Below are 17,517 nucleotides of genomic sequence, written 5' to 3'. Positions count from 1 at the left end.
GAATCCGAATAAATTTGGTACTAGAAGTTGTATACCACTTCCAAATTGTAACCTTTCAAAGCTTTTTTTGCCTTCTCTATATCTTGGGTAAAGCCCAAGATATAACCACCACCACCTGAACCACATAGCTTTAAATAATAGGCATTGGTCTCAATTCCCTGTTTCCAAAGCTGATGGAATTTAGCTGGAATCATGGGTTTAAAATTGTCCAAGACTACATGGGACAATTGCTTTAGGTTTTTAAAAAGGGATTTTACGTTCCCATTGATAAAATCCTCCACACAGGCATCGGTATGTTTTATAAATTGGTTCTTAAGCATATTCCTAAAACCTTCCTGCTTCATTTTCTCCATGAACAACTGTACCATAGGGGCGGTCTCGCCTGTAGAACCACTGTCCAAGAGAAACACAGCTCCTTTGCCCTTTTTGTTTTGCGAAGGAATACTGGTCGATTCTATATTGTCTTTTGAATTTATCAGGATTGGAAGACTCAAATAACTGTTCAAGGGATCAAGGCCGGATGATTTACCATGAAAAAAAGACTCCATTTTACCAAATATGGCCTTCAATTTCAACAGCTTACCCCTAGTCAGGTTCTCCAAAACTGTAATCTTATGCTCTGCGTATTTATCATAAATGGCCGCAACCAAAGCCCCACTGCTACCTACTCCATAGCCCTGGGGGATAGAACTGTCAAAATACATTCCTGCATTTATATCGTTCTTCAATGCATTAAAATTAAAGGAAACCAAGTCAGGGCTATTTTTGGTCACCATCTCCAAATAACCCGTGAACTCTCTAAGGTTTTGATTGGATTCTTTGGCGGTTACAGATGGATTGTCATCCGTCTTTAGAGCACCTTTAAAGAAGTTATAAGGAATGGAAAGCCCTTTGGAATCCTTTATAATACCATATTCCCCAAAAAGGAGAATCTTGGAATAAAACAGCGGTCCTTTCATTTATTAATTTAAAAAATGAATGTTTGACTTTACAAACTATCTCTTTTTGTTCAGTCAAATCTTCATAAAGATAAACAATATCAACTATGAAATCAAAACTCTTCGTCTTTACGACGTTATCCGTCGTTAAAGAACGTTGTTTATCATTATTAATTATCCATTGGTGGTTTTTAATTTTTTGGCCCCAAATCCAATTCGATCACAAATATACTGCTCCTTTTCACAAAATACAATCAGCTCATTTTTAATAAATTGATGGACTATTTCTTTTTCAAATTCAGGATATAGTACATGAACATTGGCTCCGGCATCCAATGTAAAGCATAGATGACTTTTGGATTTCTTTCTAAACTCCCATATTTTATTGATGATTTCCAAAGTATTGGGCTTCATCAACACAAAATAAGGGTCACTGGTCATCATCATAGCATGTAAGGTTAAAGCTTCGCTTTCCACAATATTGATAAATTCCTCCAGACTTCCATCAGCAAAAATCGGTTTCAGCTTGGATATATTTTGATGTGCTTGCTCAAAACGTTGAACAGCGTAGGGGTGACCTTGCATCAAATTGTGTCCCACAGTACTGCTCACCTGTTTTTTGCCCTTGTCTACTAGCAAAATGGTATCATGATAGTTTTTGAAGACCTCGTGTACCTCAAACGGATATGGTATTCCATATAGGTCTGAACTTCCTTGAACCTCCGAATGCGCACCCCATTGAATAAGGTCTCCCTCAATACTCCTACAAGCACTTCCCGATCCCAACCTAGCCAGAAAGGAAGCCTTTTGATACATGAAATTAGTATCCATTTCAGGGGCAAGTTGTTTTTCCAGGTCCATAAGGCAAAGGGAGAGGGCCGCCATTCCACTTGCAGATGAAGCTATCCCACTACTATGGGGAAAGGAATTCGAGGTTTCTATTTTAAAGTGATAGTCCTTCAAAAAGGGTAGGTAGTACTCAGTACGCTTAAAAAATAACTCTATTTTAGGTCTAAAATCATCTTTGGGCTCACCCTCAAAAAAAAGCTCAAAGGAAAAACCTGCTTCTTCAATGCCTTTGTGTTTTATATAGGAAAGTGTGGTCTTCGTGCTACAGGTATCCAAGGTAAAACTTAAGGAAGGGTTGGCAGGAATCTGATTTTCCTTTTTACCCCAATATTTTACCAAAGCGATGTTACTAGGTGCTTTCCATGTTACCTTCCCCCTCTCACTCTGGGAAGTATAACCTTTGGGAACAAAGTCGTTTTCTGTCACGGACATCTTGTTTTGCACAAAGATAGTTTTTAGCCTCCTTTCAACATGGGCAATTAAAATAAATCGCTATTTTAGGGGAATACCCAACTAAATTGAAAAGAAAACTAATACATATTGGTATAGCCGTTTGTGCTTGCCTTGTGATTGGCTTCCTATCCAGCTTTGCCACCCAAAGTTCGGTAAACGACTGGTACCTCACCTTGGAAAAACCTAGCTTCAATCCCCCCAATTGGATTTTTGCCCCGGTTTGGACCCTGTTATACATTCTAATGGGCATTGCAGCAGGACTTGTATGGGCCAAAGGGCTTCATCATCTTTGGGTGAAAACAGCATTGTACCATTTTGGATTTCAATTGTTGCTTAACGGTGCATGGAGTATTGTCTTCTTCGGATTGAAAAATCCTTTTTGGGCCTTGATCGTGATTTTGTCCTTGCTCATTCTATTGGCACTTACCATACGGTGGTTTAAAGTAGTAAGTAAGTTAGCAGCATATTTGTTAATTCCTTACTTCCTATGGGTGTGTTTCGCCACTTTGCTGAATTATAAAATTTGGGAATTGAACTGATGTCTGATGTCTGATGTCTGATGTCTGATGTCTGATGTCTGATGTCTGATGTCTGATGTCTGATGTCTGATGTCTGATGTCTGATGTCTGATGTCTGATAAAAGTAAAAAACCTGGATTTGGAAAATGCTAAAAGCCCTTTTGTTTGTCTTAAACTTTCTAGGTCTACCCCTTTGCCATCTCCAACAATTTCAACATAGTTCTATAGTTTCTGGTTGTGGCCTGTACCTTCAATTTTCTCTCAAGAAAGTTATTGTCCAATTTTGCTTTGCCGTAACCATTTTTGCACCATAGATAAACACAACTATCGGTAATCCTAAATTCCTGATTTTCAAATGTTTCTTGTTCAAGAGATTCCACAAGCACTTGTTCAGGAACACTTTTCAACAATACGAAATAGAGTCGATTACCTTCCAAGGTTATTGCATCCTTAAAAGGATTTTCTTTAACTATCCTTTCCAAATCAGTTTTGGATTTAACCAAAATAGGTACATCAAATCCAAAATGTTCCCGAATTCCCTCTCCAATAATATCTTCCAAGTTCCTGATACTTTCATCTTTGGCTTGAAGAACAATATTTCCGCTCTGGATATAAGTAGCTACATTTTGAAAACCGAGTTTTTCAAGCAGCGTTCGTAAAGCGTCCATTTTCATTTTCTTTTGGCCGCTAACATTTATACCCCGCAATAAGATGATATAAGTATGCATTGGTTATTTACTTATGATTCCTTGGGCCGCAATAAAAGCTCCGGTCCAAGCATTTTGAAAGTTGAATCCACCCGTTATGGCATCTACATTTATCACTTCTCCAGCGAAATAAAGATTGGGCAAAACTTTGCTTTCAAAGGTTTTAAAATTGATTTCTTTTAAGTCCACCCCTCCGGCAGTTACAAACTCTTCCTTAAAGGTACTCTTTCCTTCAACCAAAAATGCGCATTCGGTGAGTTGCTCCGCCAACAGTTGTAATTGTTTCTTGGAAGCATCGGCCCATTTGGTATCACCATTTAATCCGGACGCTCTTACCAAATTAGTCCACAGGCGACGGGGAATATCCACGGCCTTGGTACGAAGTACGGTCTTTTTTGCTTCCATATCCTTAATCTCTAGCAATAAAGGTAGCACAGCGCCTTTGTGATAATCTGGTAACCAGTTGACCCGAATCCTGAATCGATAACCATATTCATTTAAAATCCTTGCCCCCCAGGCAGATAGTCTCAAAATAGCAGGCCCGCTCATTCCCCAATGGGTAATCAATAAAGGGCCTTCGGAAACCAAAAGGGCCTCATCTGGTACCTCGCTGCTCAGTTTTATAGTGATTTTTGGATTAAATGTTCTTTTTAATAGCTCCACCTTGGCGTAAGTACTGACACCGGGTATACCAGAAATACGCTCATCCTTTATATTGAAAGTAAAAAGTGAGGGTACCGCGGGTTCCAAGGTATGCCCTAAGTTTTCCAATAACTTCCATATTTTGGGGTTACTCCCTGTGGCTACAAGTATTTTTTTAGATGTATACGTTCCTTTTATAGTGGTTATCTCCCAGGCTTTTTCGTCATTCTTCAAATCAAGGGGCAAGATGTTGGTCACTGCACTATGCTTCAGCACTTTTACTCCCAAACGTTCCGTTTCGCTTTGAAAAAAATCAATGACTGTTTGCGAGGAATCCGTTATGGGAAACATCCGGCCATCCTCTTCAATTTTCAATTGGATTCCTCGTTCCTCAAAAAAAGCTACTGTATCTCCCGTACCATGTTTATGAAAGGGGCCCAGTAGTTCTTTGCTTCCACGGGGATAGCTATTTATGAGTTCATTAGGGTCGAACTCCGCATGGGTTACGTTGCACCTGCCTCCACCCGAAACCTTTACTTTGGAGAGTACTTCTTTTCCCTTTTCCAGGATAACAACTTTTAAGTCAGGAGCGGATTCCGCAATTTGGATGGCGGCATAGAACCCGGCTGCTCCACCACCTATAATGATAACGTCATGCATTAATTTACGCGCTCTGGATAATTGGTTATAATTCCGTCGACACCTATTTGTTTCATTCTAGCAATGTCTTCAGGTTCGTTTACGGTCCAAGGATAGACCTTGAAGCCCGCATTTTGGATTTCCTTAGCAATTTCAAGATTCAATTTCCGATAATTGGGGTTAATGGCCTCAGCATTCAATTCTTTAGCAATAGGTAGGCCATCCAATGGATTATCCGAGGTAAGTATGGCTATGGGGATTATCGTATTGAGTTCACGCGTTCTTTTGAGCTCTCCCCAACGAAAACTGGATATGATAAAATTATCCAAGACCCATTCTTTTTGTTCTACATAGTGATTGACTATAGCATTTACCGAATCGGCCGTATCCGCTCCCTTTAATTCTATATTTAAGCGGACTTTGTTGTTGATAAGTTCCAAAACATCTTGTAACAAGGGAATTTTATGATTGCCTTGCACTATAAGCTTTCTAAGCTCCTCTATTTCGTATTCCTCGATATTGCCTCCTCCATTCGTAAGACGATTTACCGTTTCATCATGGAACACAACGGTCTCGCCACTAGTAATTTTGAATACATCGATTTCAATCATGTCAACACCCAGATTCAGAGCCTTTTGTATGGAAGCTAGGGTGTTTTCAGTCTCATGGCCCATAGCTCCCCTATGGCCGATGACCAACGGTTCTTTCATATCATTGCAACTTTGTATTACAATTGTCAACACCAATATCGCAATAAATCGGCTACCATTTTTCATAAACCTACTTTTGGCACAAATATACTACCGTACACCAAGAATCCACAAAAAGAATCTTAAGGAAAAAGCAAAAATGATTTCCTGAAAATATTTGTAAATCACACAAAATCAATTACATAAATAGGATTTGATGCTGCCTATTTCAGATTTTTCAATATATTTAATGTACAACAACCAATTAAAAATCAAAACTATGTTTACAAAAACCAATTTAATTTCGACGATTGTTGCCGCCGTATGGTCCTTCATGGGCGGCTTTCTGTTCTGGGGTATCTTAGCGGAAGATTTCATGAACAACCACTTGGGTACGGCTACTGGTATGGGCAAGGAAATGCCCGATTTTGGGCTTTTGGCCTTTGGTTGCCTTGTCCAAGCCTTTGCCTTTTCCAGCATCTTTAGGAGTTGGGGTTCCGACAGTTATACCCCAATGGACGGTCTGAAGTATGGCATTTGGGCAGGTATTTTAGTAGGATTTGGGCATGGACTTATCAATCATGCCACCACCAACTTCCTGGACATGACCGGATCTGTGGTAAATGGATTTATCTATATTGTTTTCTACGCCGTTATGGGGCTTTTGGTAGGTTTGATCTATAAAAAAGTGAAATAGCTGAATTTTACACCTTACAAACGTAAAGGTCTCCTCAGGAGGCCTTTATTGATTACAAAATCATTCAACCCTAAAAATAAAGGACTTCAGTGGGTCAAGTGAAACGTCCAATTTCCCTATCCCGTCCAATACTTTTAGGGTATGGGTACTTCCGTACAACACATCAACAACTTCATGGCCTCCCTCTTCCAAATTCCATTCTTGCACAATCTCCGATGGCAATTTAAGCTGAAAAACACGGGAATCGTTAGCCTCAAAATTTGAAACTACAATCAATTTTTCGGAATCGGACCATCGTACATAGGACAATACCCTATGGTCATATCCTTCCGAGTTTTCCTTGTTATAGAAATGAATATCCTGGTATTCGCCCATAAGGGCATTGCTGTTAATTGTAAAGTTCAACAGCCGTTTGTAAAAATCACGCAATACACGTTCGTCTTCCGATAGTTGTCCTCCGTCAAATTTTTTATCGTTTACCCAGCGTTGGTGGTGGGGTACCCCTATGTAATCAAAAATAGAGGTCCGCGTAGGACTGCCAAAGCCAGCATTTTCCTGGGCGGGCTCACCAACTTCCTGACCAAAGTAAATCATCAGGGGTGCCGTAGTCATCGTGGCGGATACCACCATGGCCGGTTTTCCCTTAAGGGCGTCCCCGGCAAAATCGGGGCTGGCGATACGCTGTTCATCATGGTTTTCAAGAAAATGCAACAAATGGTGCGCTATATCGGCCGTTCCTTTTTTTACTACCGGAATATGGTCTGTCCAACCATGGCCCTGCATAATATGCTTGAGCGAGTCATACATCTCTACCTTATCATAGAGATAATCCATCTTCCCTTTGTGGATATAATCGCGATACAATTGAGGATTGTAAACTTCCGCCAGTAGAAATGCGTCCGGATTTTTCACTTTAATATGACTGTTCATATAGCTCCAGAATTCGACTGGAACCATTTCGGCCATATCAAATCGAAATCCATCAACGCCCATACCCAGCCAATACAAGGCAATGTCCTTAAACTTCACCCAAGAATCCGGGACATCCTTATCCTTCCAAAATTGAAAATGTGCCGTATGGTCTTTGGATCCAAAATCCTGCGGCAGTACATCAAAATCATAAGATCCATCCGGACTTACCCCATAATTGATTTTTACGGTCTCATACCAGTCATTAAAGTGAGGTTGTGCCAATCGTGAACCATTTCCAGTCCATTTGGCGGGAATTTCCTCAAAATGCCCATCCACCAATAGGTGATTGCTACCACCAAGAGGCAGATATCCATTTTCCCATTTTGGGACCTTAAAAACACTGTCAGGTATGTAATAAAAATTATTGTCGCGCTTGTATTCCAACGAGGTGTCATCTGAAGCTCCAAAAGGCTCTGACCCCTCAGGTGTGAATCTACCTTCATAATTTCGGGCTACATGGTTGGGAACAATATCGATCAACAACTTAAGCCCAGCTTTATGCGTACGACGGATCAGCGCCTTGAACTCTTCCAACCGCTTTTCTGGATTTTCCGCCAGATCGGGATTTACATTGTAATAGTCCTTTACGGCGTAGGGTGATCCAGCGCGACCTTTTACCACGTCAGGGTCGTCATGTGATATGCTGTATTTGTTATAATCTGTCACCAAAGCGTGATGAGGAATACCGGTATACCATATATGGGTTACTCCCAAGGCTTTGATTTCTTTCAACGCCCGTTCTGTAAAATCACTGAACTTGCCCACTCCGTTTTCTTCCAAAGTACCCCAAGGTTTGTTATTGGTGCTTGTATTGCCAAATAGACGTGTAAAAACCTGGTAGACTACCTCCTTTTTTGCTTCTGCCTTTTCTTGGTGCATATGCTCTGGCCGTTTTTGCTCATGCTTGCAGCCCCACCCCATAAAAACCAGGATAAGGACCAAACAATTTTTCATGTGTTTAAAATTTTTAACCAACTGCAAATAAGCTGTCTTAAAATTTAAGAACCCATGCAACCACTCGTTGCACTCGTTCTCTCGTGAATTTATTTTAATCGTCCACTGTGTCTAGTTTTTGATTAAAAAAAATCATGTTCGTTTCATTTGTAAAAAGATTGTGAGTTTTAAGCAAGTTGATTTTCGAAAATGGTTTCGGTATTTGGTGAGATTACCAACCGCTCCCCGCTAACGCGAAGGGACATATCTTCCTTACCTTCCAAAACAAATTTGACTTCCTTTTTGGTTATGGTAACCTTAAGGATACGATGCCTAAAGTTGATTTTGAAGGAATACCCTTCCCATTGTTTAGGTATCCGAGGTGTGAAGGACAATTTATCGTCCACAATCCGCATCCCGCCAAAACCTTCCACAATACTCATCCAAGTACCCGCCATTGAGGTAATATGCAGGCCTTCCTCCACCTCTTTGTTATAATCGTCCAAATCTAGACGTGATGTCCGAAGATAAAATTGGTACGCCTGTTCCATGCGATTTAATTTGGCGGCCTGAATACTATGTACACAAGGGGATAAGGAGGACTCATGTACGGTAAAAGGTTCGTAAAAATCGAAATGCTTTTCGAGCTCTTCCAAGGTAAATTGATCTTCAAAGAGATAAAATCCCTGAAGCGTATCGGCCTGTTTAATGTAAGGAGATCTTAAAATTCGGTCCCAGCTCCATTTTTGATTGATAGGTCTTTGGGATTTGGGCAATTCGGCAACCGTGATCAATTCCTTGTCCAGGAACCCATCCTGCTGAAGATAAATCCCATGTTTTTCTGAATATGGAAAGTACATTTTCTTAGCTACCTCGGCCCATTCATCCGTTTCCGTATCCGTTAACTTGGTAAAGCCTACTATCCTATCATAATCTTCTGGGTATCCTTCCTTTACCTTTTGTAATTGTTCCAGAGTATAGTTTATACACCATTTGGCAATGTAATTGGTATACCAATTATTACTAACATTATTCTCATATTCGTTTGGGCCGGTAACACCCAATATAACATACTTTTGTTTTTGTTCAGAAAAATTAGCGCGTTGGTGCCAGAAACGTGCAATTCCGATCAAGACTTCCAATCCCATTTCGGGAATATAACTATAGTCTCCTGTAAAGCGGAAGTAGTTATAAATGGCAAAGGCTATGGCTCCGTTCCTATGGATTTCCTCAAAGGTAATTTCCCATTCATTGTGGCATTCCTCCCCGTTCATAGTAACCATGGGATAAAGGGCCGCTCCATCGCTAAACCCTAATTTTTGGGCATTCTCAATAGCCTTCTCCAGATGATTATATCGATATTGCAAAAGATTGCGGGCTACTTTCTGATCTTTTGTAGCCATATAAAAAGGAATACAATAGGCCTCGGTATCCCAATAGGTACTTCCTCCATACTTTTCACCGGTGAATCCCTTTGGACCTATGTTTAGGCGCGAATCCGTACCGAGATAGGTCTGGTTCAAATGAAAAATATTGAATCGTATGCCTTGTTGTGCTTTTATATCGCCCGAAATGGTAATGTCGCTCATTTCCCATATTTTGAACCAAGCCTTCCTTTGCATCTCCAATAATGCCTCAAACCCTAGATCAGTAGCCTTTTTCAAAACACGCTTAGACGCCTGGACCAATTCATTTGGTTTATGGTTCGTAGAAACGGTATAGCCTCCAAACTTAACCAGCGATGCACTTTCCCCTTTTTTTACTTCTTGAACGTATTCATGACCTACCCAGAGTTCCTTTTTAACTTCTGAAGGTTCGAGGTCTATTTTTTCACCCTCGTGGTATAGCTGTGCTTCCATAAAAGTACAGGTAGCAAAATGGGTCTTCATGGTATGTGCTTCAATAAAAGCCTGATTGCCTTCGGATACAACATTCGTAGTATTCCAGAACTTATCGTCCCAATTGCTATCCTCATTGGTAATGCCACTATCCAAATAGGGATTGAAGGTAATCTCGAGGTCATTATCAATAGGGGAAATTTCAAATTTTATAGCTCCCACCTCGTCCAAATCAAGGCTTAGAAATCGTGTGACTTTTACATCTATAGTTTCATCACCGGAGGTTACTGCCTTAAAAGACCTTTGGTACCAACCCTCCCTCATATTAAGTTCCCTACGGAAATTAGCTACCTTTTTACAAGTATTCAAATCCAAAGGTTCCCCATTTAGAAGTACATTTATCCCGATCCAATTGGGGGCATTCAATACTTTTGCAAAATATTCGGGATACCCGTTTTTCCACCAACCGACCCTGGTCTTATCCGGATAGTAAACTCCGGCAATATAACTTCCCTGAAAAGTAGGGCCCGAATAGTGTTCCTCAAAATTGGCACGTTGCCCCATTGCGCCGTTTCCTATACTGAACAAACTTTCGGATGCCTTTACATTTTCCTTATCAAACCCATCCTCAATGATGGACCATTCATTTGGCCTAATATAATCTTGATTCATTATTTTATTCTTTTCCTTTTGTTATTGGGTATGTACGTAGTATGAAATTTAAAACAGTTCAGGGGTAATTGTCCATTATGTAAAGTGCAACCCCTATAATTTGGAACGATAAACTTAGCTAGTTAATCGTTGCTTCCTACTCCATCTAGCAAGGTGTTTAAAAAATCATCATCAATTTCTGTGAAATCGATAAAATTGAATTTGGCATTGGAAAGTATTTCGGCATCTCCAATACCTATGCTCGTCATTCCCGCACTGTTGGCGGCCTCTATTCCTGCCAAGGCGTCCTCAAACACCACACAATGTTCCGGTTTTGTGCCCAATTTTTCCGAAGCCTTTAAAAAGACTTCGGGATTCGGCTTTGCCTTGGATACTTCATTGCCGTCCACAACCGTATCAAAATACGATAATAAGTTTACTTTTTCCAAAATAGGTCTGGCATTTTTACTTGCAGATCCAAGGGCCATAGGAATATTGTTGGTCCTTAAGTATTGTAAGACCTTAGGAACATCCGGTAGTATTTCGGTTTCATCCATGGTTTCGATATAGGCCAAATAATCCTCATTTTTTTCTAGAAGCCAGGCATTGAACTGTTCTTTCGAAGCTTCGATACCGCCCATTTCCAAAAGGATTTCCAAACATCTTTTGCGGCTTACCCCTTTAAAACGTTCATTATCCTCCTTGGTAAATTCTATACCTAACTCGTCCGCCAACTTCTTCCAGGCCAAATAATGATATTTAGCGGTGTCTACGATTACACCATCCAAATCGAAGATAAATCCAGGGGTCTTGTTCATGGGTTTAGTTTTTTAGTTGGGTGCTAAAATAACTTAGAAGTTTGGTTCTGGTTTATTTGGCATATGAAGTTTACGTAATTTTAGCACACAAAAGATTGCCATTAGCCATTTATAGTGGAATCCCTTTCTATTAAGGTTGCTTCAATGACCTTAGTTTGGAATACCTCCTCTTCATCATCATCATTTTCCTGCTCCACCCGTTCTATTAGCATTTTTGCTGCTATTTCCCCCATTTGCTGCCCATGCTGCGCCACTGTGGTTAAGGTAGGGCTCGCATATTGGGAGAGAATTCCATCTGTAAATCCGATAAACGAGATATCCTCGGGAATTTTTAATCCCATATCCTGTGCCACCCGCATACAATGGACCGCAAACATTTCGTTGACGCAGAATGCAGCATCTACCGCCTCTTTTTCAAAAAAAGCTTGGATAGGCACTTTGTCCATACCCAAATAGGTATAAGGTAATTTTATAATAAGATTTTCGTCAATTGCCCTATTTCTGTCCTCCAATGCATCAAAATAACCTCTTGCGCGTTTATTACTTACGTTCAGGTAGTTGTCCGTAGTTACCAAGGCGATTCTTTTTCTTCCCTGATCCAAAAGTTTGTTCACCGCTTGTCTGGCAATCTCCCTATCGTTGATCAACACCTTGTCACAAACCACTTCATCTGCAACCCGATCAAAAAGTACCAAAGGGATGCCTTGTTCCGTAACCTCTTTTAAATGATTATAGTCGTTTTTAAGTTGGGTCTCGGCGGATAAGGCCATAATAAAACCATCCACACTACCGTTGGCCAACAGCTCCATATTAATGACCTCCTTATCAAAGGATTCATCGGAAACGCATACAATTACATTGTATCCCTTTTGATTGGCATATTGCTCTATCCCTCTAAAGACCGTTGTAAAAAAATGGTGGACAATCTCCGGAATAATAACGCCAATATTCTTCGTACGCTTATTCTTAAGGCTAATGGCCACATTATTGGGCTTGTAATTGTAAAGCTTTGCAAAGGCCTGGACTTTCTCTTTGGTATCCCTGCTTATCTCCTCGCTATTTTTTAAGGCCTTGGAGACCGTGGAAATAGAAACCTCCAATTCTCGGGCAATATGCTTAAGTGTAATTTTTCGTTTCAAAATGCAGCTTTAATTCTGTTAAAAAAAGAAAAATAGTCATTAAAGATTCAACTCTTAAAGAAATGTTAGTTTTTAACAATACCATCTTGGAAATAGAATCATTCTTAAAAATAGGGCAAAAAACAAAATGTGTTATATTTGACAAAAATTGCGCTTTTATCACTATTTTTAGCCAATACTACGAATAGTGTAAATTAACAAACCATAATTTAAGATTGTGATATTTTAAAAAAGTTATTAACACGAAACCGTTTTCGTAGGCCTGGATTTCGTTATGATAGGATATTAACAACTATTTTACATATTTTTAACTTTCGATTATAAATTAACTCAACTTAAAATTAGCTATTTATGAAGATTACGCTACTAAGAAGCCTTGTGATGGCTGGGGCACTTTTGTGCTTTGGTTTATCTCAGGCACAGGAAGTATCCGGTACGGTTTCCGATGCCGTTGGTCCTTTACCAGGGGCCAGTGTTGTGGTAAAGGGAACGACCAACGGTACACAGACCGATTTTGACGGTAATTATACCATAGACGGATTGGATGATGATGCAATTTTGGTCTTTAGCTATATAGGCTATAGCAACCAAGAAATTCCCGTTGCCGGGCAAGCTACCATTGACGTGGTGCTACAAGAGGATGCCCAAGCATTGGATGAGGTGGTCATCGTAGGGTATGGTAGCCAGGCAAAAAAGGAGATTACCTCTTCGGTAGTCAGTGTCAGTACCGAAGACTTTAACCAGGGGGTCGTTCAAGAACCGACCCAATTATTACAAGGTAAAGTTGCCGGCTTAAGTGTGGTAAACCGGGGGGGGAATCCTAACCAAGAACCCGTTATCCGGTTAAGGGGTATCTCCACTGTTGGGGGTAACCAACAACCTTTGGTCGTCATTGACGGTATTTTGGGAGGCTCCTTGAATAGTGTGGATCCCGCGGATATTGAAAACATTACCGTTTTAAAGGATGGCTCCGCTGCCGCTATCTATGGTTCTCGAGGTTCTGCCGGGGTAATCGTGGTCACTACCAAAAGGGGAAAGGCAGGGCAACCCTTGCGGGTTTCCTATAATGGCCAGCTTGGAGTCTCTACCATAGCCAATCAAATCGAGATAATGGATCGTGGTGAGTTTTTGGCCGTAGGAGGTAACGATTTGGGCAGTGATACCGATTGGAGAGATGAGGTTACCCAAACGGGAATTGCCCAAGTTCATAATATAGCAGCTTCCGGTGGAGGGGAAAGCTTTAATTACAGGGTAGCTGCAAACATTAGGGATACCGATAATATCCTGATTAACTCCGGATTTCAGCAATTCAATTTCCGTACCAATTTTACGGGATTATTGTTCGATGACAAATTAAAAATTGATGTGAATGCCGCCTTTACCCAACGGGATTCCCAAATTGGGTTTAATGAAGCCTTGCGGTATGCCACCAGTTATAATCCCACGGCTCCGGTTTTTGGAGATGATGCACCTTTCCCTTTTAACTCTGCCCAATTTGGAGGGTACTTTGAGACCTTAGGGCTCTTTGACAGTTTCAACCCGGTAGCCATAGCGGAACTGAATCGCAATGACCGCTTTGCCACTACTTTGAACTATGGAGTAAATTTGAATTATCGAGTTACGGACAACCTTACAGTAAACCTAAATTATGCGGCTCAGAATATTAAAGAAGATGCCAACATATACTATCCAACCACAGGATATTGGCGGGGTAATGCCTTAAGCCCTACCCGTAGGGGGCGCGCCGATTTTGGGAATTTGGAACGGCGGTTTAGACTTCTAGAAGGCTATGCAGCCTACACCAACAGCTTTGCGGATAAATTTAATTTTACAGTCACGGCGGGATATTCCTTCCAGGAAAATGATTTTAACTACAATTATTTCCAAATCGGAGATTTTCCTCCAGGGGTCGATTTTGATTTTAGCAACAATATTAGTGCCGCCCAGGACCTTTTGGAAGCGGGTCGTATTGAAGCTGATAGCGGAAGAGAGGATGGCGATCGTATCATCCGTTTCTTTGGCCGGGTTAACATGACCTTTGATGATGCCATCTATTTTGATGCCTCCATTAGCCGGGAGGGATCCAGCCGTTTTGGTACCGAAAACCAATGGGGTATCTTCCCTGCCGTTGGTGCCGGGGCCGATTTGAACAAATACTTGGAATTGCCCAATGTCAATTTGCTAAAGGTCCGTGCCGGTTGGGGACTTACGGGAGCCATCCCACCAGCGGTTGGTTTGTACCAACAGATATTCAACGTACAGAATGGGGTTGATGGACAAAGTGGCGCTGCCACGACCCAAGACAATGGGCGGGCAGCCAATCCCGATTTGAAATGGGAGGAAAAATCGGAGTTCAACTTTGGGGTAGAATTTGCGATGGACCGCTTTGGGGCCACAGCGGATTACTTTATACGGGATATAAGGGACTTCGTAACCTTTGCTAATGTAGATGCCGCGGAATTTAATGGTTTTAGCCAGCGTTGGCAGAATTCTGGGCAACTTGGAGTTACAGGTTTTGAGCTATCTGCCAATTATGATGTGATTCGGAATGATAAATTGACCTATAATACGGGGGTAATCTTTACCCAAAACAAAAATACTTTGGAGGAGAATCCCCAAGGTGATCAAGTGGATGGAAACCTAGGATCCCCTGGGCAAAACAATACTAATGTTATTCGTATTAAGGAAGGTGAGGAAGTTGGCCAAATTTGGGGTCCTGTCTTTTCTGGTAATGTTGATGCCAATGGTACGCCTATCTTATTGGACATCAACGGCGATGGGGAACTGGTCACAGGCCAGGGAAGTGCCTTGGATGATAACGCGGATTTCCGAGTACTGGGTACAGGTATTCCCGATTTTGAAATCGGTTGGACCAACCAAGTAACCTTCGGAAACTGGGATGCCAATGTCTTCTTTAGAGCAGTTGTAGGTCATAGCTTGGTAAACAGTTTCCGTGCCTTTTATGAGCCTATTATCGGTTCACAGGCCTCTTATAACTTTGTAAACACCAAATTGCAACGGGATGATATTAGAACCGCCCAGTTTAGTGACTATTATGTGGAGAAAGCGGATTTCCTCCGTTTGGATAACATGTCCATAGGCTATAACTTTGATTTAAAGGAAACGAGCTATATTAAAGGATTAAGGTTATCCTTGGCCGCCCAGAACCTGTTTACCATTACGGGCTATAGCGGGGTTGATCCCGAACCTTCCTTACAGGATGGTGGTTTACCAGCCGGTGAACTTCTAGGGGATGATCCTACTGATCAGATTGATGAAATACAGGCTAATCCATTAATTGCAGGGATAGAGCGACGGGAAGCGTATTTTACCTCAACAACCATAACTCTTGGATTGAATGTTAACTTTTAAAAAAAATACTATGAAACGAATCTTTAAATTAACACTGATCAGTACGGTATTTATTGCCTTCTCCTGTACGGATCTAGATGACGAATTGGAGGATACCCTCACGGAGGAATTTTCTGTGGATGGAATAGACACCAGCGGAGGTGGTGGTGGAGGACCCCTCTTATCGGCCTTTGCGAGATTGCGTGCAGGTGGTGCGGGGAATTCTGGGCATTTCGCTTTACAAGGTGTGCCTGGAGATGATATGGCGGTACCCCAAAAAGGAGGTGACTGGTTTGATGGTGGTATTTGGATTGACTTACACCGTCATACCTGGAATGCAGCCAATGACCGTATCGACGAAGGATGGAACGATGCTTATGGTGGTATCGGGGAATGTAACATTTCCCTGGATGGTGGCACTTTGGATGCCAATGGTACCGCGCAAATTAGAGCACTTCGGGCCTATTTTTATTACAGACTGTTGGATCTCTACGGAAGGGTAAAACTCATTACAACTTCAGGCGGGGACGCCCCCCAGTCCGATCGTGATGCAGTCTTTGATTTCGTGGAGAGTGAATTGTTGGCCGCTTTGGGTATTTCAGCGGTTACAGCAAGTATAGACCTTTCCGCAAGTGCTTTGACCACAGACATAAGTCCTTATCGAATCAATCAATTTGCAGCCCTGGGACTTTTGGCCAAACTGTATTTGAATGCCGAGGTATATACGGGAACACCACGTTATGAAGAAGCGGATTGGGCAGCTACCTATATAATAGATAACGGTCCCTACCAATTATGTGCCACCGGATGTACAACTCCTAACCGAGCCAGACGACCAGAGGTGGAAACCGATCCGGAAACTTTGGAGGGTTATGCCGCTATATTTGCAACCGACAATGAAAACAATCCAGAAATTATTTTTTCCATAGAGTATGCCTCAGTAGGAGGGGGTGGAATGAATTTTGCACAAATGACGCTCCATGGGCCAAGCCAATTAACATTTGGTCTTGACGCTGCTCCTTGGAACGGCTTTGTAACCTTGGAAGAGTTCTACAATAGCTATGAAGATGGTGATCTTAGGAAAGAGGCCAACTTTTTGGTAGGGCCACAGACTGATTTCTCCGGAAATCCGTTGATTGACTTTGCTGCGGATGATGATGATCTTCAAGTAAATTACACTCCGGCGGTTAATGAGTTGGAACCCAATGCATTGCGACAAGGCGGAGCCCGAATGAAGAAGTTCAGTTTTGAGGTATTAGGTAGACAGGATATGAACAATGACTATCCCATTCTTAGACTGGGAGATATCCATTTGATGCGTGGTGAAGCTCGGGCTCGAGCCGCAGGGGACTGGAATCTTTCCTTGCCCGATGTAAATGCCATACGCACTAGAGCAGGAGTTTCTACTTTGGGAAGTATTGATGCGGACGAATTCTTGGCCGAGCGAGGTCGGGAAATGTTCCAAGAATCTAGCCGAAGGACCGATTTGATTCGCTTTGGTAAATTCCAGGATTCCTGGTGGGAAAAAACCAATGCTGACGCATTTAGAAATTTGTTCCCGATTCCTGTAAATCAAATCAATGCAGCACCAGATTTGACACAGAATCCAGGGTATTAATATATCAGTTAGGATTTATTATAAGTTTAAGGGTTGTTCTTTACGGACAACCCTTTTTCATAGAA

13 protein-coding genes are annotated in these 17,517 nt (G+C 41.5%); 4 read left to right on the top strand and 9 right to left on the bottom strand.

What is annotated here, in order from left to right:
- Nucleotides 1–20: 20 nt before the first annotated feature.
- Together D7Z94_RS05470 and D7Z94_RS05465 are read right to left on the bottom strand one after the other, a co-directional pair.
- Entirely contained in the window at nt 21–959 is a 939-nt protein-coding gene (locus tag D7Z94_RS05470) for a mevalonate kinase family protein (protein ID WP_120710485.1), read from the bottom strand.
- Nucleotides 960–1,112: 153 nt separating this feature from the next.
- Nucleotides 1,113–2,213 (bottom strand): diphosphomevalonate/mevalonate 3,5-bisphosphate decarboxylase family protein, encoded by a 1,101-nt coding sequence (locus tag D7Z94_RS05465; RefSeq protein WP_120710888.1) that lies wholly within the window; start codon nt 2,211–2,213, stop codon nt 1,113–1,115.
- Between the two features lie 92 nt (nt 2,214–2,305).
- Here D7Z94_RS05465 and D7Z94_RS05460 point away from each other — a divergent pair, with 92 nt between their 5' ends.
- Nucleotides 2,306–2,779 (top strand): TspO/MBR family protein, encoded by a 474-nt coding sequence (locus tag D7Z94_RS05460; RefSeq protein WP_120710484.1) that lies wholly within the window; start codon nt 2,306–2,308, stop codon nt 2,777–2,779.
- A 164-nt stretch (nt 2,780–2,943) separates the two neighbouring features.
- Here D7Z94_RS05460 and D7Z94_RS05455 read toward each other — a convergent pair whose 3' ends face one another.
- Genes D7Z94_RS05455 through D7Z94_RS05445 form a run of 3 tightly spaced genes read right to left on the bottom strand, consistent with a single transcriptional unit; the run spans nt 2,944 to nt 5,456 of the window.
- Entirely contained in the window at nt 2,944–3,486 is a 543-nt protein-coding gene (locus D7Z94_RS05455) for a DUF1697 domain-containing protein (RefSeq protein WP_120710483.1), read from the bottom strand.
- 3 nt (nt 3,487–3,489) lie between these two features.
- Complete coding sequence (locus D7Z94_RS05450; protein ID WP_120710482.1) at nt 3,490–4,767, bottom strand: BaiN/RdsA family NAD(P)/FAD-dependent oxidoreductase; 1,278 nt, start codon at nt 4,765–4,767, stop codon at nt 3,490–3,492.
- The gene (locus D7Z94_RS05445) at nt 4,767–5,456 is read right to left on the bottom strand and encodes a glycerophosphodiester phosphodiesterase (protein ID WP_245967140.1); all 690 of its coding nucleotides are present in this window, start codon (nt 5,454–5,456) and stop codon (nt 4,767–4,769) included. Before D7Z94_RS05445 ends, D7Z94_RS05450 begins: the two co-directional genes overlap by 1 nt.
- A 259-nt stretch (nt 5,457–5,715) precedes the next feature.
- Here D7Z94_RS05445 and D7Z94_RS05440 point away from each other — a divergent pair, with 259 nt between their 5' ends.
- The gene (locus tag D7Z94_RS05440; RefSeq protein WP_147415831.1) at nt 5,716–6,132 is read left to right on the top strand and encodes a hypothetical protein; all 417 of its coding nucleotides are present in this window, start codon (nt 5,716–5,718) and stop codon (nt 6,130–6,132) included.
- A 60-nt stretch (nt 6,133–6,192) separates the two neighbouring features.
- On the opposite strand, the gene D7Z94_RS05435 is transcribed toward D7Z94_RS05440, so the two are convergent.
- The 4 genes from D7Z94_RS05435 to D7Z94_RS05420 form a co-directional block, all read right to left on the bottom strand.
- Nucleotides 6,193–8,058, bottom strand: a complete 1,866-nt coding sequence (locus D7Z94_RS05435; RefSeq protein ID WP_120710479.1) for an alpha-amylase family glycosyl hydrolase — start codon at nt 8,056–8,058, stop codon at nt 6,193–6,195.
- Between the two features lie 167 nt (nt 8,059–8,225).
- Nucleotides 8,226–10,547 carry a glycoside hydrolase family 65 protein gene (locus D7Z94_RS05430; RefSeq protein ID WP_120710478.1) on the bottom strand — a complete coding sequence of 774 codons (2,322 nt, stop codon included), beginning with the start codon at nt 10,545–10,547 and terminating at the stop codon, nt 8,226–8,228.
- A gap of 122 nt (nt 10,548–10,669) precedes the next feature.
- A complete protein-coding gene (pgmB, locus tag D7Z94_RS05425) occupies nt 10,670–11,344 on the bottom strand; it encodes a beta-phosphoglucomutase (RefSeq protein ID WP_120710477.1) in 675 nt (224 codons plus the stop codon).
- A 101-nt stretch (nt 11,345–11,445) separates the two neighbouring features.
- A complete protein-coding gene (locus D7Z94_RS05420) occupies nt 11,446–12,483 on the bottom strand; it encodes a LacI family DNA-binding transcriptional regulator (RefSeq protein WP_120710476.1) in 1,038 nt (345 codons plus the stop codon).
- A gap of 351 nt (nt 12,484–12,834) precedes the next feature.
- On the opposite strand from D7Z94_RS05420, the gene D7Z94_RS05415 reads away from it, so the two are divergent.
- Both D7Z94_RS05415 and D7Z94_RS05410 read left to right on the top strand, forming a co-directional pair.
- Nucleotides 12,835–15,855 (top strand): SusC/RagA family TonB-linked outer membrane protein, encoded by a 3,021-nt coding sequence (locus D7Z94_RS05415; protein ID WP_120710475.1) that lies wholly within the window; start codon nt 12,835–12,837, stop codon nt 15,853–15,855.
- 10 nt (nt 15,856–15,865) lie between these two features.
- Nucleotides 15,866–17,452: a RagB/SusD family nutrient uptake outer membrane protein gene (locus D7Z94_RS05410; RefSeq protein WP_120710887.1), complete on the top strand. Its 1,587-nt coding sequence runs from the start codon at nt 15,866–15,868 to the stop codon at nt 17,450–17,452.
- Nucleotides 17,453–17,517 lie beyond the last annotated feature (65 nt).

Origin of the sequence: Ulvibacterium marinum, assembly GCF_003626755.1 — a bacterium.
Taxonomy (GTDB): Bacteria; Bacteroidota; Bacteroidia; order Flavobacteriales; family Flavobacteriaceae; genus Ulvibacterium; species Ulvibacterium marinum.
Note: the sequence above shows the minus strand (reverse complement) of the source record. Positions and strands in the feature narration are given on the sequence as shown.